This is a genomic window from Psychrobacter sp. 1044 (genome assembly GCF_904846525.1).
Lineage (GTDB): Bacteria > Pseudomonadota > Gammaproteobacteria > Pseudomonadales > Moraxellaceae > Psychrobacter.
This window is the reverse complement of the sequence record NZ_CAJHAZ010000004.1, coordinates 149,359-174,531: the sequence shown is the minus strand read 5'-3', so window position 1 is coordinate 174,531 and position 25,173 is coordinate 149,359. Positions and strand designations below refer to the sequence as shown.

The following is a 25,173-nucleotide window of genomic DNA, read 5'->3' as shown; positions in this document are numbered from 1 at the left end:
TGTTAAATGCGAGTGTCAATTATAATGCTTATGACCCGCTTTGACCTAATTCTTTAGACGCTTTGTTTAAAGAATTAGGTCAGCTACGAGGCACAATGGCTATTAGTAAACGTTATTGTTCTTGGCGAGCAATCATTATTTGCGCACTGGCAGCTAACTCATCGTCAACATGTACAGTACAGTCAAATTTATAAATACCGCGCTTCTGCATCACTGTTTTAGCACGAATAGTCAGCTGATCACCAGGAATCACTCGACGCTTAAAACGGACTTTATCAACACCTGCAAATAGATATAAATAACCATCTTCTGCGGTTAGACCAGCACTGATAAATCCGAGCACGCCTGAGACCTGAGCCATGCACTCAACCATAAGTACCCCTGGCATAATCGGCTCATCAGGAAAATGACCATTGAAAAACTCTTCATTGATAGTCACATTCTTAATACCCGTAATGCACTCACCAGGCGTACAATCAATAACCTTATCTACTAAAAGAAAAGGATAACGGTGTGGCAAATAATGCTTTAACGTATGATAAGTTAATGGCAGCGTAAGACCTTGCTCAGCTAAGCTTTTCATTTCTTTATCATTCAAAATATCGATATCGGTGCTGCTCATAATGGTGCTTCCTTGCTATGTTTCAAATCGCTATGATTTTACTGTGTTTGTATATATGCATTGATATTTGCGCTAATCACGCCCAAGCTGACGGAAGCGTACAGCTGCCCGTCGCCAGTTAGCGGTCGGCATAGCAGCCGTTCCAGAGGAGTATGAACCAGCGGTTTTGATAGATTTGGTTACCATGGTCATTCCAGATAAAGTGACATCATCTGTAATCTCGATATGACCTGTGATACCGACCGCACCGCCAATAATACAGCGCTTGCCGATACTAGTGCTGCCCGCAATACCTGTTTGAGCCGCGATGGCCGTGCCATCGCCGATACGCACGTTATGAGCAACTTGTACCAAATTATCAATAATAACGTGATTGCCAATGATCGTATCATCAATGGCACCTCGGTCAATGCAAGTTTGACTACCAATTCGTACATGGTTGCCAATTACGACCCGTCCTAACTGAGCGATACGCTCCCAGCCAGTGGTACTAGGATCTTTGGTTGGTGCAAAACCAAAACCTTCTGCGCCCACACTGACACCCGCGTGTAACCTCACATGATCACCAATGACACAATCATGCCCAATCACCACTTGTGATTTGATAACACCATCAGTACCAATAGTCGTATTTTCTTCGATCACCACATGCGCCGCAAGTGAGCTACGTGCACCAATTTGCACATAATCGGCTATCACACAAAAAGGCCCAATATTCACCTGCTCACCAATGACAGCACTATCAGCAATCACAGCGCTAGGATGAATACCACCAGACAGTGACTCACGAGCAAACAACTGGCTAGCACCAGCATAAGCTAAGTATGGGCTTGCGACGACTAACGCTATCGCTGTGGCGGGCACTTGGTCGCGATATTCTGCAGTAACCAATACAGCCCCTGCCTCGCTAATAGCCAGACTAGAAATATAATGAGGATCGGCCAGAAAGCTTAACTGATTATGACCCGCCGTGGTCAAACTACCAATACTGCTGAATTTTTGACGTAACTGTTCAGCGCTGATTTCAGCCTTATTGGTGATGGGCTGACGCTGCTCAATCCGAGTGATAAGTTGCTCAATCGTTATCATAGTGACTATTAATATAAATATTATTATGAATAAGACAATCGCCAAGCTGAACAATCACCTTGGCGATCTACTAATATCTAACAGATGCTGCATTCATTCAAGTAACTGCTATGGTTAACGACATGAACGCAAACAATCATGCTACGTTAGAACGTATTACCAATCTGGAACTGAACTTTTTCAGTTTCATCGCCTTCTTTATCACCAATAGGTACAGCATAACTTAATGAAATTGGACCAATTGGCGTATACCAGGTTATACCTGCACCCGCACTAAAGCGCATACTATTGTCTTGCGTCAACAGTGGTACGCCCGTATCAGTACCGTCATTAGGATTGATAAAAGTGCGATCTTCCTTATCAGTCGTATCAAATACTTGACCACCTTCAGCAAACAATACTGGACGCACCTGATCTGCCCAATCGCCCTTAAACGGCATTGGCAAAATTAGCTCACTACCGAAGCTGACTAGCGCATTACCACCGATATCTTCATCTTTGTAACGCACATCATCATTTATGGCATCATAATACGTTTGTGATTTTGGCCCAAGGGTTGAGGCCTCATAACCACGTACAGAGCCATAGCCACCAGCATAAAAGTTTTCATAAAATGGCAAATCATTACCATAGCCAAGCTTAGTATAACCGCGTGCTACCCAGTCTTTGTAGAAGGGATAATAGATGTTGCCGCTATAAACAAGTTTTTGATAGTTGGTATCACCCAAGCCAATGGTGGCATCGACCGTATGGCTCATACCTTTGGTCGGGAACACTGGACGATCTAAGGTGCTATAGTCCCAGCCAAACAGTAGGTTATAAGTATTGTAGTCATTTTTGAAGCCTGTGCGTCCAGAAGCCTCATTTTCATCATTGACGAAATTCTCAAACGTACCGCCATCATCAATAATTTGCTGAACGTTTGATACACCCAAGAAGCGACCACCACGTACTGACGTATTATCAACGTTCAAGCCCGCACTAACGCGTTTGGTTTCATCAACAGGATAACTGTAGTTCAGCGTCGCACCATAAGAATCGGTGACATAGTTACTGACGTTTCTATCATCGTATTTCGTTTCACGATAATAGGCACTAAGACCTTGTGAGACGCCGTTTTCGGTAAAGTACGGATCGGTATAGCCCAAACTATAAGAATCACGGGTTTCTGAACGCGATAGTGCCGCTTTCACACGGTTACCTGTACCCATAAAGTTGTTTTGTGTTAGATCTAACTGGAAAGTCACACCGCCGCTTTGTGAGTAACCCGCGGCAATCGTTGAACTACCAGAAGGCTGCTCTTCAACCGTATAATTGATATCTACTTGGTCTGGTTGGTTCGGTACTGGTTTTACATCAACGTTGACAGCTTTAAAGAAGCCTGTACGCATCAGACGTGTCCGTGACAACTGGATTTTGTCACTAGTCGCCAATGCGCCTTCTAATTGACGCATTTCACGGCGCAGGACTTCGTCTTGAGTTTTGATGTTACCAGTAAAATTAATACGACGAACGTAAATAGGACGTGCAGGGTCGATGAAATAATCGATATCCACTACTTTAGTCTCGTCATTGATACGTGGTACTGGTCTCACCTGCGCCAAATAATAGCCTTCATTACCGTAACGACTCTTAAGTGCCGCGGTGGTTTCATCGAGCTTGGCTTGCGAGTACTTTTCATTGGGTGCAAAAGTCACCAACTCTGTTAGTTCATTGTTCTCAAAAGTCGGCTTACCTAAGAAATTCACTTCGCCAAACTGATATTGTTCGCCTTCGCTTAGACTCACTTCGATAAACACACTGCTCTTATCTTCACTGATGTTGAGCACCGCATTATCTACTGCAAAACGTACATAACCATCGTTTTGGTAAAGCGCTTTTAGATTCTCTAAACTGGCAGCCAGCTTTTCTTTGGCATAACGATCAGACTTTGACAACAGACGTGTCCACGAGGACTCTTTTACCGCAAAAACGTCTTTGATTTCTTCATCACTAAAGTGTTTATTGCCAATGATATTAATATCGACCACTTTGGCAGGTTTGCCTTCGACAAAACGCACATCGAGCTTGACGCGATTGCCATCAAGTAACGTTTGATCAACCTCGATATTGCTGTTGTAATAGCCTTGGCTGATATATTGCTGCTGTAGCTCGTTGGCGACGCCTTGTAGCGTAGCTTGTTTCAGCACATTGCCGGCAGACAGACCAGCATTGTCTAGTCCTTGCTCTAACCCTTCTTTTGGAATGAGCTTATTGCCCTCAAAATTGACTTCAGCAATCGTTGGGCGCTCAACGACATCAAACCTTAGCTGTCCACCTTCGATACGGCTTTGAATATCAGCAAAATTTTCGGTCGCATAAAGCGCCTTAATACTGGCCGCTAAACTACTGTCATTTACCGTATCCCCTACCGAAATAGGTAGAACCGGATAGAGGCTATCGGGGGTTAAACGTTGCAAACCATTGAAACCGATGTCAGTGACTACAAATTCTGCAGCCTGTACTGGCATACTCATCATCGCTACAACTAACGGCAACCCTGCCGCGCTCATAAATAAAGGCGTACGCATAAACACTATCCGTCAATAAAAAACTTGCTTAAGTTAAGTTAAAAAGCCCATATTGTCTAGCGCATTTCGCATGAAATTTAAGCGCATACGCAGCAGACTCAGAACACTTTATATAAAATGCATCACAAAATAAACTAAAAATTACGATTAGTACAGAGGCCATGATACAAAGCATGCTACCTATCATGGTCATAATCATCCCATAATAGGCGTAAAACCATTAGTATCTCGTGCCTTATCGATTATATTAGCGATTCGCTGGTCAAAACAGCCGACTAATATCATTACCAATTGCTAACACCATGAAACCTGCCAGCAAGAGTAAACCGATATTTAGTCCAATCATTTGCACCCCTTCCGAGAGTGGCTTACCGCGAATCAATTCAATAAGATAATACACAATATGACCGCCATCCAACACAGGAATGGGCAAAAGATTGAGTACAGCAAGGCTCAAACTAATCAAAGCCGCCGTCGATAATACCATCTGCCAACTGATATCAAAACTCTGTTTGGCAACTTTGGCGATGGTAATCGGACCTGATAAATTGTCCAAACCAATCATGCCTGATAGCATCTTACCCATTGAGCTGACAGTCATCACTGCGAGCTGTTCAGTTTTCTCAAATGATTTCACCAGTGACTCACCGGGACCATAGACTACGGTGGTCTTGTAAGCGTCAGGAATAATAATTTCGGACTGTGCCACCATAGCACCAATTTGCCCATAATCATTACCCAAATTGTCTTTTTTGCCTTGCGGCATAATCTGAAGCTGTACGGATTTACCATCACGCAATACTGTGAAGTTAAGCAAAGTTTCAGGACTGTCGCGGATGATACGAGTAGCACTGAGCCAATCTTTAATTGGTTGATCATTGATAGCAACAATACGATCGCCTACTTCTAGTCCTTGGCGACTGGCGGCACCATCAGCGGTCAAGTCACCTACTATCGGTGCAATATCTGGTTGCCATGGCAGCATACCAAAGCTGGTCAACGCATCTTTACCTTGCGCGCTGCCTTGCATAAACTGAGTTACGGGCGCTTGATAAGTTTTGATCGCATTATCAGCTTGCGCCTCTGATTGCAGAGTAATACTGACATTGTCCGTCTCACCCATTCGTCCAGCAAGCCGATAGTTGATGCCTTCCCACGTTTGTACCTCATGCCCATCAATCGCAACGATTTTGTCGCCAACTGGCAACTGTGCCATAGCAGCAGGCGTCTCGGGTAATACCTGCCCAATCTTGGTCGCCAGCTGCTCTGATGGTGTCATAAACAACACCCAAAACAGCGCAATAGCAATGATAAAGTTCATGATAGGACCAGCGGCAACAATCGCAATCTTTTTTAGCGGATGCTGACGATTAAACGCCAAATGTTGCTCAGCTTTTGCTACCTCACCTTCGCGCTCATCGAGCATTTTGACATAACCACCAAGTGGCAAAGCAGAAATGCGATAATCAATACCGCTTTTTTTGCTCGTCCAGCCAAAGAGTTTGGGACCAAACCCGATAGAATAGGTCAAGACTTTAACGCCGCAAAGACGAGCGACGATATAGTGTCCCCACTCATGTAAGGCAATAAGCGGACCTAAGACAAATATTGCCGCAAGGAGCGTTAATAAAAACGTCATGATCTTTTCTCAGTATGGTTTCTCAGCATTCTTTCTTAGCATCTTTTATTAACATCGTTTTTTAACGACGCAGTTGTTGATACACTTACACCAACTTTGCCACAAGTTTGTCCGTCAGGTGACGTGCTATTTTATCAATTGCGAGTATGTCTTCTATGTCAGCCGTTTCGTTTAACGGTGGCAGCTGTATGTCATTCAAAGCATGCTCGTTGATATCAGCAATGTCAGTCAGGCGAATTTTTTCAGCCAAAAACGCCGCCACGGCAATTTCATTCGCTGCATTTAAGACAATCGTCGCTTGTGTGCCCGCTTGCATCGCCTGTCTTGCCAAACGCAAACACGCAAATTTTTGCAAGTCAGGCTCAATAAACTCTAAGCCGCTGAGCGCAAATAAATCCAAAGGCTGCGAGCCACTATCGATACGATCAGGGTAACTGAGCGCATGGGCAATGGGCGTTTTCATATCGGGACTGCCGAGCTGCGCCAAAAAGCTACCATCGCTATATTCTACCATTGAGTGAATGATACTTTGTGGATGAATCACCACATTTATTTTATCTTCAGACAAATCAAACAAATGGCAGGCTTCGATTAACTCTAAACCCTTATTCATCATAGTAGCTGAATCGACGGATATCTTTTGACCCATTGACCAATTTGGATGTTTGACCGCTTCAGCAACGCTCGCTTGCTGCATCTGTGCAAACGATTTTTGCAAAAACGGTCCACCAGAAGCTGTTAACCATAGCTTACGCACGCCGTGGTTTGGCTGATGAATTTGGGTATTGTCCTGCTGAATAGCCAGTGGTAAACACTGAAAAATAGCATTGTGCTCAGAGTCAAGCGGCAGCAAAGTAGCGTTATGCATTTTGACAGCAGTAATCATCACTTGCCCTGCCATCACCAGCGCTTCTTTATTCGCCAGTAAAATACGCTTACCTGCACGAGCAGCGGCTAAAGTAGAAGGCAGACCAGCTGCGCCTACGATCGCAGCGACAACGGTATCCGTCTGCGAATCAGTGGCAATGTCGACCAGCCCTGCTTCGCCGCCTACCACATCGATGTCAAGACCTGTCGCACGGAGTCGCTGGGCAAAATCATCGACTGCGGCGGTCGGTACGCTAACGCGCTTTGGCAAAAACTGCTGACAAAGTGCAAACAGTTTGTCTAAACGGTGATAGCCTGACAGAGCGTAGACCGTGTAAAGCTGTGGTTGCGCCGCTAATATTGCTAACGTGCTATCGCCAATCGAACCTGTCGCGCCTAGTACGGCGATGCGTTGCGTCATAACCATCGGTGCCTGTAAATGATACTCTAAAAAATTAAATAAGAAATCGATAAAACGTTTGATAAATAAGAGATAGACAATATCCAGTGTATTAACTAGTCACTCATCTTAACTACTATAATTAGGGCGTATCATCGTCTATGAATTATTTTTTCAGTCCTAAACCACTATCAAACCTAACTGCTGTATCGCCCAAAAACCAAGCGCAAATATCGGTGTGGCAGAGAGCAGTGAGTCGATACGGTCAAGCACGCCGCCATGCCCCGGTAAAATCGTTCCTGAATCTTTGACATCAGCGCGGCGCTTAAGCATCGACTCAAATAAATCACCAAGTACCGAGGCTAAAATAGTCAAGGCTGATAATGCTACAAATGCGACTAACGGTACACCAGTCAATTGCAACTTAAATACACTGATAGCAATGACCACGAGCAGACCGGTAACAAGGCCGCCTGCCAGCCCTTCCATGCTTTTATTGGGTGAGACATTTGGCGCCATTTTGCGGCGACCAAGCTTACGCCCCACAAAATAAGCGCCACTATCTGCGCACCAGACCAAAAGGAACACATAGAGCAACCACCATGCTGACAGTTGCCACAAATAAAACATCGCCGTAATCGATGCGGTCAATATCACCGCACCCATCAATGCCAGTTTTTTGCCATACCAATTGGTATGAGTCGGGAACACTCGCACCCAAGACAGCGCCATTAGCCATATAGCCAGTGAAGCCACCCACCAAAACAGCCATGTGACTTTAAACATGAGTGATACTAGGGTCAACACCAAAACCAATAGCACAAACAGCGCAGGATGACGCCACTTAGGCATCAGCTTAGTCCATTCGTGAGCGGCGATAATAACGCCAATCGCTAATAGCGGTGCAAATAAAACAGGGGTTTGGCTCGCAAACATTGCAATACCAACGATAATAACGAGAACAACTGCCGTCTTAATTCGTTGCCACATACTTATTGAGCCTTATAATAATGAAAAACGCATGGTCAAAACGTGCATTATAGCAGTTAATCTACAATAGCCCACTAATAGCAGTTGACGCTTATTAACGCGGTTTATTATTTCACAAACAAGCAATATTAACTACTTATACGATAACCGCTTTGTAAGAGCTTTTTCCTTTACAAAATAACAGGCAAATGCTTAACACCATTAACGACTTGCTTGCTCTATCACTATCTGCTCACTGGTTTTGCCAAAACGGCGCTGCCGCTGAGCGAACTCTTTTACCATTGCTGCCAACTCATCAGCTGCAAAATTCGGCCATAATGTCTGGGTAAAGAATAGCTCAGCATAGGCTGACTGCCACAATAAAAAGTTAGAAATTCGGTATTCACCGCCTGTGCGTATCAGCATATCTACTGCTGGTGCATCTGCTAATTGCACATAGTTACCGAGCAATTCTTTGTTAATATCATCAGCACGTAACTGACCAGCCTCTACTTGCTGCGCCAGCTGTTTTGCCGCATGGGCAATATCCCATTGCCCACCATAACTGATAGCGATGACTAGAGTCATGGCTTTAAAGTTTGCTGTTTTTGCTTCAGCGTCTGCCATTAACGCTTGCAAATCATCACTCAGCTGACTGCGGTCACCAATAAAACGCAGACGAATACGATACTCATTCATGCGTGGTATTTGCTCATGAATGGTCGAGGCTAACAGTTGCATGAGTAGTGCCACCTCACTGGGCGGGCGTTGCCAATTCTCACTAGAAAATGCAAATACCGTTAATACTTCGATACCCGTATTAACGCAATACTCGACGATAGGATCGAGTGCATCTTTGCCAGCCACATGCCCTTGGCCTTTGCCCAAATCATTGGCTTTACCATAACGATTATTGCCATCCATGATGATAGCGATATGGCGTGGAAGAAGATCAGGAGCCAAAACGGCTGAAGTGGACATAGGCGAAAGTGCTTATTGTTAAGGTAAAATAATAATAACGGCTGCGATAACGATTAGAAAGCGTCATAACCATAATTCACAAACTTATCATAAACCCATCTATGGGCGTGATTTAGTTTGCAAGATAACGCTTATAAAATACAGTTTACAAATCTGAGCAAGCCTATTGCCGTATCCGATTGATATAACATTGACGCTATTATCGGTACCATCTACACAATAATAAGCAGCCAATAGTACTGACAGATTGGCTGCTTATTATAAGGATATGACATAACGGATTTTTGTCTTACACGATCGAAAAACCAGTGCTTTACACGTCCATCAAGTCAGTTTCTTTTTTGCTCAAACGTTTATCGATGGTTTCGATATACTTGTCAGTGATTTTTTGAATGTCATCACTGGCACGGCGCTCGTCGTCTTCTGAGATCTCTTTTTCTTTGGCCAATTCTTTGATGTCATTCATCATATCACGGCGAATATTACGGATAGAAACACGGCTACTTTCTGCTTCTCCACGCGCAAGCTTTTGCATATCGCGGCGTGTCTCTTCTGTCAATGCAGGCATTGGCACACGAATCACATCGGCGGTCACTGGGTTGAGACCCAAATCTGCTTCGCGAATGGCCTTGTCAATTGCTTGTACCATGGTACGCTCGAATGGCTGAACCATGAGCGTACGTGAGTCTTCAACGTTGACACTCGCCACTTGATTCAAAGGTGTAGGCGACCCGTAGTAGCTAACCATCACGCCTGACAACATACCCGGATGTGCGCGCCCTGTACGGACTTTGCTAAAAGTGCTCTCAAGCGCTTCCAGTGTTTTTTGCATGCGCGCTTCGCCGTCTTGCTTAATCTCTTTGATCATTAGATATCCTTATTTATCGCTATCGATAAATCATTCATTTGTTAGTAAATATACGGGTGTTCACTATTAATTATTAGCGACTGTAGTTATTAACGACTGGTCTAATTTTAATAACTGGTATTCTCGTATTAATATTTAGAGCGTTCAGAGCGTTTAAAGTATTCAGGCAAATCAGTGATAAACGCGTGTGCCTTCATTTTCGCCCATAATGACGTTTAATAATGCATTAGGCTTGGTCATATCAAACACTTGTAGCGGCACGTTGTGCTCACGGCATAAGGCAATGGCAGTTAAATCCATCACGCCAAGTTTTTGCTCTAATACTTCATCAAAAGTTAAACCATCATATTTAACTGCATCGTCATGTAAGCTTGGGTCTTTGTCATAAACGCCATCAACTTTGGTGGCTTTTAAAATCAAGCCAGCTTCGATCTCGATACCGCGTAAGCAAGCAGCCGTATCAGTGGTAAAGAAAGGGTTGCCCGTACCAGCAACAAAGATACATACTTCGCCATTTTTGAGATAGCGAATGGCATTGCGACTGCTATAGCTTTCGGTCACTTCACCAATTGGCAAGGCTGACATCAGGCGAGTTTTAATATTGCGGCGCTCAAGCGCATCACGCATCGCCAGACCGTTCATAACGGTTGCTAACATACCCATTTGATCACCAGTCACACGACCGACTAAGCCTTCTTGTTGCAACTGCGCGCCGCGATATAAGTTACCGCCGCCGACCACGATACCGACTTGAACACCAAGACCACGCAAATGGGCGATAGACAAGCTCATCTTATCGAGCACTTCGCTATCAATTCCCATCTCTTTGCCACCAGCTAAGGCTTCACCAGAGAGTTTCAGCAAGATACGAGAGTAACGCGGGTTTTTGTCAGACATGAGGTCACCTTGTTAGCATTAAATTATAATTAAAATGAGCGGTAAAACACAAATAGAGTTTGCCTTCGAATTTACTCGAAGTGTCATCACCGAGGTACTATGTAGCAAGCACCGCAACTGATGACAAACGTGTAAAAAGGCTAAATTGCGCTAATTGTAGCAAAAACTGCCCGCGATTGGGCAATTTTCACTCGTATATTGTAGTGACTAATCAGCTACAGTGACTGCTTAGCCTTTGTAACTGGCAAACAAATCATATTCGCTAGCGTCATCAATCGTGACCGTTAGGAATTGTCCGACTTTAACTTGAGCGGTAATCTCATCGACATAGACATGACCGTCAATCTCTGGTGCGTCAGCATAGCTACGACAAATAGCAACGCCCTCTTCACTATCAATTTCGTCGACCAATACCATCAAGGTTTTGCCGACTTTCTCTTGTAGCTTTTGCGCTGAGATGTCTTGTTGCAGCGTCATCAAACGCTCATAGCGCTCTTGCTTAATCTCTTCTGGCACATGATTTGGCAGGTCATTAGCCACTGCGCCTTCGACTTCTGAATAGGTAAACGCGCCAACACGATCAAGGCGAGCTTCTACTAACCAATCAAGCAAGCATTGAAAATCTTCTTCTGTCTCGCCAGGGAAGCCCACAACGAAGGTTGAACGAATGACGATATCAGGGCAAATCTCACGCCATGCATGGATACGCGCCAAGGTGTTTTCGCTATGCGCTGGGCGTTTCATCGCTTTTAGGATGCGATGGCTGGCATGTTGAAACGGAATGTCGAGATAAGGCAGTAGCTTCTTCTCGCCCATTAGTTCAACCACTTTATCGACATGCAGATATGGATAGACATAATGCAAGCGCACCCAAATACCTAAGTCATTTAAGGCTTGGCACAAGTCATAAAATTTCGACTTCAGCGGCATACCATTCCAAAAACTGGTCTTATACTTTAAATCCAGTCCATAAGCAGAGGTATCTTGCGAAATAATCAGCAATTCTTTCACGCCAGCATTTTTCAGCGCCAACGCTTCATTCATCACACTGTCAATCGGACGTGAAACCAAGTCTCCACGTAAGCTTGGAATGATGCAGAAAGTACAACGATGGTTGCAACCTTCTGATATTTTTAGATAAGCATAATGGCTTGGCGTCAATTTGATACCCGCTTCATTAATCAAATCTATCTTTGGATCATAACTAGCGTCCTGACTGCGGTCAGGCTTGGGCACATGCAGCGAAACGGCTCTAATGACTTCATCATAAGCATGAGCGCCAGTTACAGCTAGCACGGCTGGGTGCATTTCACGGATTTTGTCCGCCTCTTTACCCAAGCAACCAGTAACGATTACTTTACCGTTTTTGCTAATCGCTTCGCCGATGGCATCTAGCGACTCTTGTACCGCGGACTCGATAAAGCCGCAGGTATTGACCACCACTAAATCTGCACCTTCGTAATCACTCGCCACTTGATAACCATCACGGCTAAGCTCAGTGATAATGCGCTCACTATCGACCAAGGCTTTTGGGCAACCTAGTGACACAAACCCAATCTTTGGCGCTGCATTCACTGGCGCATTTTCAGTCGATAAAGCACCTGAAGTCACATCTCTGCTTTGCTCAATGCTACGGTTTTGATTGTGGTTGGCTTTATGATGGTAGGGTTGGTTAGTGTTTGCTTGACTAACATCTGCCTGATTGTCTTGTGCTATATTTGGTTTGGCAGGATTAAAAACGATGACAGTGTCTTTTAACATAGAATCTGTTGGCGTAGAAGTTGACGGTGAGGTAGTAACAGTCGTATTAACCGACTCGGTAGAAGTGTTGGGCATGGCTGACCTTGCTAGAGATAAATTGGCTGTGCGCATTGTACGTTTTTTTTGCAAAAATCGCCAGTTTTGCCGTTCTATAGTGTTGATTTATGGTTAAATATTATATCGCGTCTTCTTTTATTCTAGGCAATAGCCATGACAACCCATTTGACAACTGTAAAACTGACACCTGACTTAGCATTCATGTCACAGCATTTGTTCACCGCTATTTTATGGATCAATGATGATTTATCGATCACTTGGCTAAATGCCCAAGCCGAACAACTACTTGCTATTAGTAGTGGACGCTTACTGGGTCAGTCTATATTGACACTGCTTGCATCCAAAGCATTGAAATCAGCCAATAGCAATCATGACAGTGATAACCATGTAACTGTCGATAAAAGTAGTGGTGAAGATACCCATGAACAATCGTGCTCTTTAAAAGAACGATTTCAGCAAGCAAAGCAGTATCAACAACCCTTTATCGATCATGATCACCTTATCAGCACACCGCTAAATGGTAATTTATCATTCTCGGTTGATTATAGCGTGACCCCTGTCATTTATGAGCAGCAACCTTATTTTATTATTGAGATGTGGGGCAAGGATCGCCAAAGTCGCATATCAGAGGAACAACGCCAGCAGCAGCAATATAATGTTGCCCGTCATATGCTGCGCTCGGTCGCTCATGAAATCAAAAATCCGCTGGCCGGTATTCGCGGGGCGGCGCAATTATTACAGCGGCAATTCATCAAATTCAGTGACACCTCTCCTCTTAATAGTGCTCCTCCTGCTATTATTGGTACAAACCCTATGGTAAACCCGAATAGCCATCTGCAAAAAACGGCTGAAAAACTGCGTAATTATACTGATATCATCATTTCAGAAACGGACCGTCTAACCCATCTTATTGGGAAATTTCTTGGCTCCAATCAATTACCAAATTGGCAAACGCTAAATATCCATGAGCCACTGGAGCATGTTTTATCTTTGGTCGTCAATCAATATCCGCAAGTGACGCTACAGCGCGATTATGACTTGTCATTGCCTGAGTTATGCGCTGATAAAGATCAGCTAATACAAGTGTTTTTAAATCTGATTAATAATGCCTGTGAATCGATGACTGAGTTTGAGCAAACGCTGCAGCAAAGAGAGTTATCCGAGCCTAAGGTGCAACAACCTGTCACTTCACAAATGAGCAATCACGACAGCGCCAGTTATAAGCCAACGCTACACATTCAAACCCGAATTGCCTTTCAACATACCATTGCTGGGCAACAGCATAAGCAAGTGCTACAAATCAATATTGCCGATAACGGTTCAGGCATTGATCCGGCATTGATCGGACAGATATTTTTCCCAATGGTGACCAGCCGTGCCGCAGGGACGGGGCTAGGATTGTCTATCGTGCAAGATATCATCAGTCATCACCATGGTATGATTGACGTGAGCTCCCAACAATCAAAAAACCTTAACGACAGTGTCAAAAATGACTACAACCACCAACACACCAGTTTTACGCTGTACTTGCCTTTCAATCAGCCAGCGCACCATGCTTAAAACAGCCAGCACCCAAGGCTTAGAAACCATGACCTAACTTATGAAACAATCACCCTGAATCACTTGCTTATTAGGCCTGATAAATGACTGCATATAATGACCACGCCACATCTAACAGCGACAATCAAGGCTCTGCCCAAACATCAGACAATCAAGAATCTAGTAACCGAGAACCTGATAATCAAGCTATCAAAGTAACGGTCAATAATGCACCTGATGCTAACCCTGCAACGTTATGGCTCATCGATGACGATGCAGCCCTGCGTTTGGTGTTGGCAGATACTTTTGAAGACGCAGGTTTGACGGTTATCAGCTTTACCCAAGCGCAAGCGGCATGGACACGCCTCAACGATATTTTGCAACAGCAGGAATCAGCCGCTCAGTTTCCCGATGTGATATTGACCGATATTCGTATGCCCATGATGGATGGGTTGTCTTTTAGTGATTGGGTACATGAGCATTTCCCTAAGCTGCCCATTGTCATTATGACGGCGCATTCCGACCTCACCTCTGCTATTAATAGCTATCAAACAGGTGCTTTTGAATATCTGCCAAAACCTTTTGACTTAGATGATGCAGTCGTCACGATTTATAAAGCCATTAATTATCAGCCTAATATGCTGGCAGCGGCGGTAGCAAACTCAACAGCTACACCTACTCCGAAGACCATTACCAAAAATCCATCAGATACTTTACCCAATATGCAGGTAAAACCTGATACCAAGCCCAAGCTTGCTAGCAAGGCTACTCTGATCAGCCAAACCAATAAAACATCCAGCCCTAAAATCAAAGTTAAACCTGCCATCAGCGCTAATGACAATCCAAGTGGCATCATTGGACAATCTCAAGCGATGCAGACGGTGTTTCGTGCCATTGGGCGCTTAGCGCACTCACCTATTACCGTCCTAATTACTGGTGAATCAGGCACGGGTAAAGAGTTGGTCGCCAGTGCGTTGCACCAGCATTCACCACGTCACCAGCAGCCTTTTATTGCCCTCAATATGGCCGCCATTCCACATGATTTGATTGAATCTGAATTATTCGGTCACGAAAAAGGGGCGTTTACTGGTGCAACGACGACGCGACAAGGGCGTTTTGAGCAAGCGGATGGTGGGACATTATTTCTAGATGAAATTGGCGATATGCCTTATAGCACCCAAACTCGGCTGCTACGAGTACTGGCCAATGGTGAGTTTTTTCGCGTCGGTGGACAGCAGCCGGTCAAAGTGAATGTACGCATCATTGCCGCTACTCATCAAAACTTAGAAGAACTGGTCAAACAAGGCAAATTCCGTGAAGATCTGTTTTATCGCCTCAATGTAATTCGCTTGCCGTTGCCGCCATTACGGACACGACCTGAAGACATTCCAGCATTAGCCCATTACTTTATGCAGCGGGCTGCTGAACAGATGAACAGTGCAGAGAAACAGCTGCATCCGACAGCGCTACACATCATGCAGGCTTTTGAGTGGCGTGGCAATGTCCGCCAACTTGAGAATGTCTGCCTTTGGTTGACGGTGATGGCCACAGGCGACACCGTGATGGTGGATGATTTGCCACCAGAGCTGCTTGAAAATATCTCGTCTGATTTAGAAGCGTATCAAGAGCAAAGTCAGCCTACACAAGCTATGACTCACAATGAGCAAATACGCCCTCATTCCCACAGTTCAAGTTGGCAACAAGCATTGGCTGCTTGGGCTGAGCAATCTCTACAAACAGGAGAAACCGATATCTTGCAGACGGCAACCCCTGAGTTTGAACGCGTTTTATTGACGGCAGCGCTCAACCATAGTGGTGGCAAAAAGATCGCTGCTGCTAATTTACTCGGTTGGGGGCGCAATACCCTGACACGTAAATTACAGCAATTAGATATTTCTTCAGCAGAAGGGCAAAATAATCGTTATTAAAGGCGCAAACTCATAAACATGAATACCATTCATATCAATAGCTTATAAAAATAAGTGAAAATAAATGATAAATATTTAAAAATAATTGCAAATAGGGGTTGCCAAACGTTTCAAACTCTATATAATAGCCAACCACTGAGACGCACTACCGAATCAGTTAACTGTCTATATTGTGTTTGAGTTTAAACGCTAATAATGATAGAGTAACGGAAAATGGGGCTGTGGCGGAATTGGTAGACGCACCAGATTTAGGTTCTGGCGCCGCAAGGTGTGAGAGTTCGAGTCTCTCCAGCCCCACCATTTTCGGATAGTACATCTTAGACCAAATATCAAAGCCTGCTTTTTAGCAGGTTTTTTTGTGTCTGTATTTTGTCGGAAAACAAACACTCACTTCAAAACTAATTCAGATCTCCTTCGCTTTTCTTTAATACCAGATTAGTATTTTGGAATAAAAACCCACACCCATCTAATAATTACAATAAAACAATATTTATAATTAATTAGTAATACTAACGACTAATTGTTTACATTAGTTAACTTTTTGTTTACATTACCCTTGACAGGCTTAGGTATGAGATATTCTATAAACATCATACTTAAATAAAAGAGTTAAGTTTATTGATAGTCCAAAAGGAAAGATAATGAAAACTATAGTTGCCTTGTTGGCTGCCCTATCATTGGTTGGTTGTGTTTCAGCATCTGAGCATGCTGCCCAAGTCCAAAACAATGGAAACATCTCTGTAGGGGTTGTTCAAAAACAGATTAAAGTTGGAATGAGTGGCGCAGATGTGTTGCAGGCGCTTGGCTCACCAAATATGGTTTCTACTGACGACAAAAGAAGAGAAGTTTGGGTTTACGATAAGGTAGCAACAGATACCGTGCAGTCATCAAGTACAGGCTGGGTATTTGCTGTTTTAGCTGGTGGCCAGACTAGCTCAGGAGCATCGTCTAGATCACAAAGAACGCTGACTATCATAATAAAATTTGATGAGCAAAACTTGGTAAGAGACTTTGCATACCATTCCTCAAAATTCTAAAGGCCAGCTAAATGAAAAAACTGAAATATATATTTGTTGCTTGTGCCTTAGGAATAACAGGCTGTGCAACCACTCCACCAGAAAACTTATTTCAAGTAGCAGAGACCTCATTACAAGATCGACAAATGCAATCGAGATTTTTTGAAACAAGCAACGAGGTAGAGCTTCTTTCGGCTGGGGTAGCTGTGTTACAAGACATGGGATATTCAATAGATGAAACAGAGACAAAATCAGGTGTTGTGACCGCATCTAAAACTGTAGATGCTACTAACAATGCGCAGATAGCGGGTGCTGTATTACTAGCGGTACTTGGTGGCGGAAACATGTCGATTGATAGCCAGCAACAGATAAAAGTTAGTTTCGTAACATTACCGTCTAAAAACAATAAAAATGGTTATTTAGCTAGAGCTACTTTTCAACGCATTGTGACGAATACACAAGGACAGGTAACCAAAGCCGAAACAATGAAAACAGAAGAGCTATATGCTGAATTCTTTAACAAACTATCTAAATCAGTATTCTTAGAGGCTCAAAAAATATGAATACATTAAAAATAGCTTTATTCGCAGCTTGTCTAACTTTGATTACTGGTTGCGCTACAACTCATGATGCCAGAATTTTAGGCGCTGACAATCAAGTAGAATTACGTAGTATGCAAACTAGATCTTTTGATACTAGTGATAAAACTGTAGTTGTTAGAAATGTCATATCAACGTTACAGGATTTGAGCTTTGTAATTGATAAGGCTGATACCGACCTTGGTACTGTTTCAGCGACGAGATTGTATAATGGCAACAAGGTTAGAATGACTGTAACCGCGAGACCGTCTTCTTCTAGCAAGTCTGTAATCGTTAGAGCTAACGCTCAGTACAACCTAAAGCCAATTGAGAATCCTAAAATATATCAAGATTTCTTCTCATCTTTATCGAAGTCGCTTTTCTTATCAGATAATGCTGTAGAGTAAAACATAATATCCTAACCATTAAAAATAAAAAAAACTCACTAAATAGTGGGTTTTTTATTTAACTCCTTCCACATAAAACTGTACTCTTAGTAAATTCGTAATTGCTCTAAACTCTTCAACACCTCTTCCATACTCTGATACCTTCTCTCCACCCGCTTTGCCAATGCTTTATTAATGATACCTTGATAGTGACTATATTCTAACGGTAAGGTTGGAATAGGCTGTTGGCAATGCTGAATCGCCCATGCTTTTAATTTGTCATTACTGTTAGCACATATCTGAAACGGTCGCTTGCCTGTTAGTATTTCAACCATCATAATACCAAACGCATAGATATCACTTTGCACTGTCGCACTCTGACTCTTACTTTGCCAGCGTTCAGGGGCAAGATACGCTGGTGTACCAGCAAGACTAGTCTCTATTGATTTACTAATTGGCTTAGCTAAGGCAAAATCGTTTAACAATAAATCAGCCTTGATACAGCTATCATCCGCATGATTTGGCAAAAAATCATCTAGCAAAATATTACTGGGCTTAATATCATTATGTAGCCAACCAGCGCTATGTAGAGTAGCGATAAGGTGCGCAGATTGCACCATAAAATGATGCTTTCGTTGAGAATTTAATAACGAATGATTTCGAATATTAAGCTGAGTTGCTAAGCTACCACTGAGATAATATGGCATGGTAAGTATCGTCAGCTGCGAAAACGGATCTAATACTTGTACCCTTAAAGTTTCATAAGCGAGCATTGGCGGAGCAATAGCAAAAAGACTGTCTTGAAATCTCTTTTGATTGGCTGATAAATTATTGATAGATTTTAGAATACCGATTTCATGGGTTAAGCCCGCCAAATTTTGATTGCTAGCAGCCGTTAACTGCCATTTAATCATCACTCGACCAAACTGTAGATGCTGGGCACGCGTCAAGCCTTGGTAGTCATTCTCGTTATTATTGTTACTTTGCTGGCTGAGTCGTTGATGCGAAATATCGTTATAATTCAGGCTTGAGAATAACGCAGTCAATGTTGGCAACATTTGCTGTGCTTGCATTTGTAATGCTTGTTTTGCACACGCTTTTGCATTAGAGGAATTACTGGCATTATGTTTCATGGTAAAGTGAAGCCTTTATACGTCTAGTATGCCACACGTTATTTTAATTTTTATGAGCGACTGAGTATTATGCCCCAATCCACTAAGCCTGTTAAGAATTACGCCCTACCCGACCATTTATTGGATTTACTTGGACAGTATTTACAAGAGCAAGTCACGCCCACTATCGAGATTGATCCTGCACAGCTCGCCTATCGCTGGGTCGGTGGTCATAATGGACATTTGGAGCCATTGGCAGTGAACTTATTTTTAAGTTTAGATGATTTGCATGGTATCGATACGCAAAAGGCAAAACTGGTACAAAACACACGACAATTTCTAAAGGGCTATCCTGCCAATCATGTCTTGATGACAGGGACACGTGGTGCTGGCAAATCATCGCTGATTCGGGCATTGCTACAAGCCTATCATAGTGAAGGATTACGCATTATTGAAATTGCCCGTGATGACCTGCGAGTGCTTGATAAGATACGCGCCGTCATTAATGCACTGCCGACCGAGTGTGGTTGTCACTATGTGGTGTACTGTGATGACTTAGCATTTAACGGTCAAGACGAGAGTTATCGGACGTTAAAAAGCGTATTGGACGGCTCGCTAGACTCAGAGCAAGACAAGTTGTTGGTTTATGCGACCAGTAATCGCCGTCATCTATTGCCTCAGCTAATGAAAGACAATGTCAATATTTATAATGGTCAAACCGATGAGGTCAATCCTTATGAAACCATTGATGAGACGGTATCGCTGTCTGATCGCTTTGGGCTTTGGTTGTCCTTTCATCCAATGGATCAAAATACCTATTTACACATCGTGCGCCATTATTTATCACTTTCGCCAAACCGCCATCTAGATAATGCGAATGACGTTAAAGAAAGTAATAATGAAGAAAAAAATAAGACGTTACCTGATAACATCAGAGCAGCAGCGCTACGTTGGGCATCAGAGCGCGGTGGACGTTCAGGACGAGTGGCGTATCAGTTTAGCCGCCACTGGATAGGACAGACACGATTAACAGCTGAAGACAGTCCATCGTAAAGCTTCATTAAAAGTTATTTTTATGATGACGCTCAGTACTTAACGACCGCGTGCAGAACCCAAATATTGTACGCGGTTATTTTCTTTAATACCTGCCACATCAACCGCACCATCGACCATGTATTGGTCAAAATCTGCGGCTAGCCATAGATTACCTTTGTAAACGCTCTCAGCATCTAGACGAATGTATGCCATATTTGGCGTTTTGCTATTAGGATTCTCAAAACCCTGATAACGCGCGCTAAAATGGGTCAATATTAGATTGTTTACACCACTGTTTTCTACAAAATCCGCCACCAATTGCGCACTACTATGCATTGGATCAAACTCTGGATTTTTGGCTTGAATCTTAGTCAATACCTCATGCGTATATGTCGCTTCATGCACCAATAAATCCGTATCAACCAACGCCGCAGTGAGACACGCTGGCGTATCGTTATCACCAGCCACCACTACTCGCGTTCGTGATAGTTCATCATTGACATAATCACCTGCACATAATTGCTGACCCTCTTCAGTGATGACATCGTGACCTTGCTGCAATTTACCCCATAGTGCGCTTGCAGGAATACCTTGCGCCAGCAGTTTGTCCGTATCAAGCGTGCGATGATGGATAGTCTGCGTGATACCAAATGCATGAGAAGCAACCCGATGTGCTAGCAACGTGATATCAATATCAAGCTGATGCTGGTCGCTTAATCGGATATTCACCTTGCTTGTATCACGTTGCTCAGATAGCACCTCTTCAATCGCTATAAAATTAAGAGTAAAGGGTAAATACAATTCCGTGGTTAAGGTAATGGCTTCGAGCAATGTCGCGATTGCTTTTGGGGCAATGAGGGTCAGCGGATCACGGCGTTCTGACATGGCGGCACTCGCCAATAACCCTGGTAACCCGTAGCAATGATCGCCATGCACATGGGTGATACAGATAGCGGCTAGTTGATGCAAAGAGAGCTTGGTATGCAATAGCTGCTGCTGTGTGCCTTCACCGCAATCTATCAGTAGCCATGGACGCGATTTTTTATTTTGATTGGCATTCTGTTGACGAATGCCTTGCTGTAACCCAGATAAATAAGGATTCAGACATTCAATCGCCAGTGCGGTCACATTGCGCTGTTTGGTTGGCACACCGGCAGAGGTACCCAAAAAAGTCAGCTTCAACATAGATTACTTCTCTTACACATGATACTTATCTGCTATGACAATTGGCACATCATGGTTTTTTGCGCTGCAACCATCTGCCCACCATTGGCCGTACATTCACTGACCATATTTGACTCATAAGATTTCCAGCCGCCATAAAAGCTGGCAATACACAATATAACCACGAGCAATTTTTGTGACCATGCTTTAATGGAGACCTGCTGATGGTTCACATTGTCAGCAGTCGTATCAAGCGCAGGCTTAGCAGCAATGCCAGTATCGACATCAGTATGCTTGTTATTCAATTTATTTAAGTCTGTCATTTCTTATCCTAAAAAAGGTTTTGTTTATGAATAAACAAAACCCTTCATTTTAATATTAAATCAGTCATTTATTAACGATTAAATGCGACGCTTTTAGAACTGCAAACGACCACCCTTTTCTTCTGCACGCTTAAAGGCATCACGCTCTTCACAGCGTTTTAGCCAAATTAAGATATTGGCATATTTACTGCTATCTAATCCTGTACCAGCATTAGCACCTACAACCGCAAGATGCATTTGGATATCAGCGGCACTAAATTCAGCCCCAGCAAACCAATGATTGTCTTGCAAATGCTGCTCTATCATCGCCAATATAGCATCTAGACTTTTGCTTATCATATTTTTTTCGACTTGATTGCGAATGCTTTTGCTCACAGGCTTGATCAGCATGGGCGACTGCCCAACCACTTTGTTAAATACCAAACGCATGACCAATGGCGGCATCACTGATGCTTCAGCGAAATGTAACCAAAACGTGTAAGCCTCCCACGCCGCTTCATTATCATCCGCAGGCTTGAACTGTTTCTCTCTATCATAATGCTTCAACAAGTATTCGATAATAAAACCTGATTCGATGAGCACACGGTCATTTACTTCTAACATGGGTGCATGACCGAGCGGATGTATTTTTTTTAAACTGTCAGGCGCACGGTATGCTTTATTGCGCTCATAGCAAGTCAATTGATAATCGACGCCAAGCTCTTCTAACAGCCAAATAATACGAAATGAGCGCGAATTTGCTAAATGATGAAGGTGTAACATAAACCATCCTAGTTATAATGTGAATAAGTTATCGTATGAATAAGTCGTAATATGTATAGTTGGTGCCACGCATTCCATTAATAAACGTTGTTAAGCGTGGCAGCAATGCTATCGATAATAGCGTAATTAATGCCTCTTTAACACAGAAACTGTGTAGAGTAATGACGAAAAATACTGCCCGCTAAGTCAAGTCTAGATCGACTTGCTGGCAGGCGCTACTTTGAATGCAGCTCTTCAATTTTGCGTGTCATCTTATGTATTTTTTGCTGATACTTTCTAATTTTGCGGAAACGATGCGCGGTTAACACACCTTTAATACGGCGGTTTTTCAGACGGCGACGTGGCGGGAAGCTACCCACTTGTGGCTCATTATAACCATGCAAACGGTCATCACGCTTACGCGCCAAGTAACCAAGCGCACTATCCACAATCATCATCAACAGCGCGACAAAAATCATGCCGTACATAAATAAAGAGCCGCCCTCATCGATACTTTGATGCAAAATCGTGATGGAAAATATAAATAAAAATATCGGCTCAAGGTAGCATAAGGTGCCAAATAATGAGACGGGCAGCTTTTGACTGGCAACCATGGTCAACGACATCGCAGCCGTACTGATAATGCCTAATAGTGGCAACAGATACCAAAACTTATCGGTAGATATCGCCAGCGCAAACCCGCCATTGAGATATAAAGCAATCAACACCACTGGCGTCAATAAAACAAGGTCAGAGATAAGCCCTGTGATCGGCGGCACTGCCAATTTACGACGCAGTAGATAATAAGGCGGATAACCCAAGCAAACAAATAAAGTCGCCCAAGAAATACTGCCGTACTGAAAGACATCATAGGCAATACCTGCGCCTGCGCAAATGGTGGCAATCCATTGTAACAAGCTCATGTCTTCGTTATAAAAAAACCGACCAACCATAATCATAATCATTGGATATAAAAAGTAACCCAATGTCACCTCAAGCCCTAAATCATTGACAGGTGCCCACATAAATATCCAGATTTGCGCGCCCAATATTGGTGTGGGTATGATAAATAAAAACCATTCTTTTGGCGTCTTTAGGGTTTTTAAATAATCAAAAATATGCTGCCACTGCTTCAGCACACTAATCAGCAGCACCAGACTCAATAGCATCATCAATACGCGCCAAGAAGCGACTTGCGTGCCTGACAACGGCTGCATCAATAGACCAAATAAGAATAGCAATGAATATAAAAAATTTGCTGCCACTGCAGCGATGGTACCCTGCGACGTTTGATTCGTGGTGAGCATAACGACAACCTTGAAAAATGAGCGCACGTCCTTGGCAATTTTAGAAAAAAAACAAAAGCCTCCGACGCGGACGTCGAAGGCTTTTTGATCTATAAACTCTGTTATCTACAACATTATCATATAAGATTGAGATAAATACTTGGAATATATCGTGTTTATCTTATGGTCAGTATTATGTCAAAGTCAGAATAGATAAGCAATACACCTGCTTCACTAAAGCGTGCGCCTATTCATTCAGTATCTTACTTTGCACTCAACTGCTCGATTTTTTGCTGTATTCTATCCATCTTTTTTTGATAGCGCCGAATCTTGCGAAAACGATGCGCGGTTAAAACCCCATCAATACGCTGATCTATGAAACGACGACGCGGCGGAAACCCACCCACTTGTGGCTCTCGATAGCCATGCAAATGATTGTCACGGCGGCGCTTAAGATAACCTTTTATACTATCAGCAATCATCACCAGTAACGCCAAACTTACCATACCATACATGAATAAAGAGCCGCCTTCATCGAGGCTTTGACTTAGAACGGTGATAGATAAAACAAACAGCAGCATAGGCTCGACATAGCTTAACGCCCCAAATAATGACACAGGTAATTTGCTACTGGCAATCATGGTTAAGGACATCGCCAGCGCACTAAAGGCTCCTAGCAGTGGTAATAAATACCAGAACTTGATGTCCTGTGCTGCCGTACTAAAGCCGCCGCTAAAATACAACATAATGAGCACCACTGGCGTTAACAAAGCCAAGTCAGACAACAGCCCTGTGATAGGCGGCACAGCCAGTTTACGCCGCAATAGATAATAGGGTGGATAGCCCAAGCACACAAACAACGTTACCCAAGATACTGAGCCATATTGAAAGATATCATAGCCAATACCTAAGGCTGCACATAGCGCGGCCACCCACTGTAACGCACTCATATGCTCGTGATAAAAGAAACGACCCAGCACTATCATCACCAGCGGTAATAAAAAATAGCCCAAGGTGACATCCAGACCAAAGCCATTGACTGGTGCCCACATAAATAGCCAAATTTGAACACCCAAAATCGGTGTGGGCAAAATAAATATCAGCCACTCTTTCGGAGTTTTTAAGGTTTTCAAATAATCAAAAACATGTTGCCATTGCTTGGTAAAACTGACCAACAATAGCAAACTTAGCAGCATCATGAGCACGCGCCATGAGGCTACCTGCGTACCTGTCAAAGGCAGCATAAATAGCCCAAACACAAACATCATCGAAAATAAAAAACTCGATGATATCGAAGCAAGGGTTCCTTGAAAAGTTTGATTGGTCGAGAGCATAACAACAGCCT

At 43.3% G+C, this 25,173-nt stretch carries 22 protein-coding genes and 1 tRNA gene; 7 read left to right on the top strand and 16 right to left on the bottom strand.

The genetic code is table 11. The annotated features are described in order from the left end of the window. Positions 1–112: 112 nt before the first annotated feature. From fabZ to rimO, 10 genes are all read right to left on the bottom strand, one after another. A complete protein-coding gene (gene fabZ / locus JMX82_RS04240; RefSeq protein WP_201539599.1) occupies positions 113–622 on the bottom strand; it encodes a 3-hydroxyacyl-ACP dehydratase FabZ in 510 nt (169 codons plus the stop codon). Positions 623–694: 72 nt separating this feature from the next. Beyond that, a complete protein-coding gene (gene lpxD / locus JMX82_RS04235) occupies positions 695–1,711 on the bottom strand; it encodes a UDP-3-O-(3-hydroxymyristoyl)glucosamine N-acyltransferase (protein ID WP_201539598.1) in 1,017 nt (338 codons plus the stop codon). Between the two features lie 146 nt (positions 1,712–1,857). Continuing rightward, positions 1,858–4,281 (bottom strand): outer membrane protein assembly factor BamA, encoded by a 2,424-nt coding sequence (gene bamA, locus JMX82_RS04230; protein WP_193216919.1) that lies wholly within the window; start codon positions 4,279–4,281, stop codon positions 1,858–1,860. A 262-nt stretch (positions 4,282–4,543) separates the two neighbouring features. Further along, the gene (gene rseP / locus JMX82_RS04225) at positions 4,544–5,920 is read right to left on the bottom strand and encodes an RIP metalloprotease RseP (RefSeq protein ID WP_201539597.1); all 1,377 of its coding nucleotides are present in this window, start codon (positions 5,918–5,920) and stop codon (positions 4,544–4,546) included. An 85-nt stretch (positions 5,921–6,005) separates the two neighbouring features. Continuing rightward, positions 6,006–7,214, bottom strand: a complete 1,209-nt coding sequence (ispC, locus tag JMX82_RS04220; protein ID WP_201539596.1) for a 1-deoxy-D-xylulose-5-phosphate reductoisomerase — start codon at positions 7,212–7,214, stop codon at positions 6,006–6,008. Positions 7,215–7,367: 153 nt separating this feature from the next. Further along, on the bottom strand, positions 7,368–8,177 hold the full coding sequence (locus tag JMX82_RS04215; RefSeq protein ID WP_193009505.1) for a phosphatidate cytidylyltransferase: 810 nt from the start codon (positions 8,175–8,177) through the stop codon (positions 7,368–7,370). A gap of 201 nt (positions 8,178–8,378) precedes the next feature. Continuing rightward, positions 8,379–9,137, bottom strand: a complete 759-nt coding sequence (uppS, locus tag JMX82_RS04210) for a polyprenyl diphosphate synthase (RefSeq protein ID WP_201539595.1) — start codon at positions 9,135–9,137, stop codon at positions 8,379–8,381. A 313-nt stretch (positions 9,138–9,450) separates the two neighbouring features. Next, the gene (gene frr, locus JMX82_RS04205; RefSeq protein ID WP_045444983.1) at positions 9,451–10,005 is read right to left on the bottom strand and encodes a ribosome recycling factor; all 555 of its coding nucleotides are present in this window, start codon (positions 10,003–10,005) and stop codon (positions 9,451–9,453) included. Positions 10,006–10,176: 171 nt separating this feature from the next. Beyond that, complete coding sequence (pyrH, locus tag JMX82_RS04200) at positions 10,177–10,902, bottom strand: UMP kinase (protein ID WP_045444979.1); 726 nt, start codon at positions 10,900–10,902, stop codon at positions 10,177–10,179. A gap of 228 nt (positions 10,903–11,130) precedes the next feature. Continuing rightward, the gene (gene rimO, locus JMX82_RS04195; RefSeq protein ID WP_201539594.1) at positions 11,131–12,738 is read right to left on the bottom strand and encodes a 30S ribosomal protein S12 methylthiotransferase RimO; all 1,608 of its coding nucleotides are present in this window, start codon (positions 12,736–12,738) and stop codon (positions 11,131–11,133) included. Between the two features lie 135 nt (positions 12,739–12,873). Here rimO and JMX82_RS04190 point away from each other — a divergent pair, with 135 nt between their 5' ends. From JMX82_RS04190 to JMX82_RS04165, 6 genes are all read left to right on the top strand, one after another. Next, positions 12,874–14,280, top strand: coding sequence for a two-component system sensor histidine kinase NtrB (locus tag JMX82_RS04190; RefSeq protein WP_201539593.1), 1,407 nt, complete (start codon positions 12,874–12,876; stop codon positions 14,278–14,280). Positions 14,281–14,363: 83 nt separating this feature from the next. Continuing rightward, positions 14,364–16,187, top strand: coding sequence for a sigma 54-interacting transcriptional regulator (locus JMX82_RS04185; RefSeq protein ID WP_201539592.1), 1,824 nt, complete (start codon positions 14,364–14,366; stop codon positions 16,185–16,187). A gap of 215 nt (positions 16,188–16,402) precedes the next feature. Then, a tRNA-Leu gene (locus tag JMX82_RS04180) sits at positions 16,403–16,487 on the top strand. Positions 16,488–16,828: 341 nt separating this feature from the next. Continuing rightward, on the top strand, positions 16,829–17,224 hold the full coding sequence (locus JMX82_RS04175) for an outer membrane protein assembly factor BamE (RefSeq protein WP_201539591.1): 396 nt from the start codon (positions 16,829–16,831) through the stop codon (positions 17,222–17,224). A gap of 11 nt (positions 17,225–17,235) precedes the next feature. Continuing rightward, entirely contained in the window at positions 17,236–17,766 is a 531-nt protein-coding gene (locus JMX82_RS04170; protein ID WP_060490679.1) for a hypothetical protein, read from the top strand. Continuing rightward, positions 17,763–18,188: a hypothetical protein gene (locus JMX82_RS04165; protein ID WP_060490678.1), complete on the top strand. Its 426-nt coding sequence runs from the start codon at positions 17,763–17,765 to the stop codon at positions 18,186–18,188. The genes JMX82_RS04170 and JMX82_RS04165 overlap by 4 nt, the downstream gene beginning before the upstream one ends. Before the next feature lie 86 nt (positions 18,189–18,274). On the opposite strand, the gene JMX82_RS04160 is transcribed toward JMX82_RS04165, so the two are convergent. Beyond that, entirely contained in the window at positions 18,275–19,300 is a 1,026-nt protein-coding gene (locus JMX82_RS04160) for a protein kinase domain-containing protein (protein WP_201539590.1), read from the bottom strand. Positions 19,301–19,369: 69 nt separating this feature from the next. Between JMX82_RS04160 and JMX82_RS04155 the strand changes: the two genes are divergently transcribed. Beyond that, on the top strand, positions 19,370–20,332 hold the full coding sequence (locus tag JMX82_RS04155) for an ATP-binding protein (RefSeq protein ID WP_201539589.1): 963 nt from the start codon (positions 19,370–19,372) through the stop codon (positions 20,330–20,332). 39 nt (positions 20,333–20,371) lie between these two features. Here JMX82_RS04155 and JMX82_RS04150 read toward each other — a convergent pair whose 3' ends face one another. The 5 genes from JMX82_RS04150 to rarD (JMX82_RS04130) form a co-directional block, all read right to left on the bottom strand. Then, on the bottom strand, positions 20,372–21,499 hold the full coding sequence (locus tag JMX82_RS04150) for a ribonuclease Z (protein WP_201539588.1): 1,128 nt from the start codon (positions 21,497–21,499) through the stop codon (positions 20,372–20,374). Positions 21,500–21,531: 32 nt separating this feature from the next. Then, positions 21,532–21,801 carry a hypothetical protein gene (locus JMX82_RS04145; protein WP_201539587.1) on the bottom strand — a complete coding sequence of 90 codons (270 nt, stop codon included), beginning with the start codon at positions 21,799–21,801 and terminating at the stop codon, positions 21,532–21,534. A 93-nt stretch (positions 21,802–21,894) separates the two neighbouring features. Further along, positions 21,895–22,563, bottom strand: a complete 669-nt coding sequence (locus JMX82_RS04140) for a glutathione S-transferase (RefSeq protein WP_201539586.1) — start codon at positions 22,561–22,563, stop codon at positions 21,895–21,897. 215 nt (positions 22,564–22,778) lie between these two features. After that, the gene (gene rarD, locus JMX82_RS04135) at positions 22,779–23,849 is read right to left on the bottom strand and encodes an EamA family transporter RarD (RefSeq protein WP_055124458.1); all 1,071 of its coding nucleotides are present in this window, start codon (positions 23,847–23,849) and stop codon (positions 22,779–22,781) included. A 242-nt stretch (positions 23,850–24,091) separates the two neighbouring features. Beyond that, complete coding sequence (gene rarD, locus JMX82_RS04130) at positions 24,092–25,162, bottom strand: EamA family transporter RarD (RefSeq protein WP_201539585.1); 1,071 nt, start codon at positions 25,160–25,162, stop codon at positions 24,092–24,094. Between the last annotated feature and the right edge of the window lie 11 nt (positions 25,163–25,173).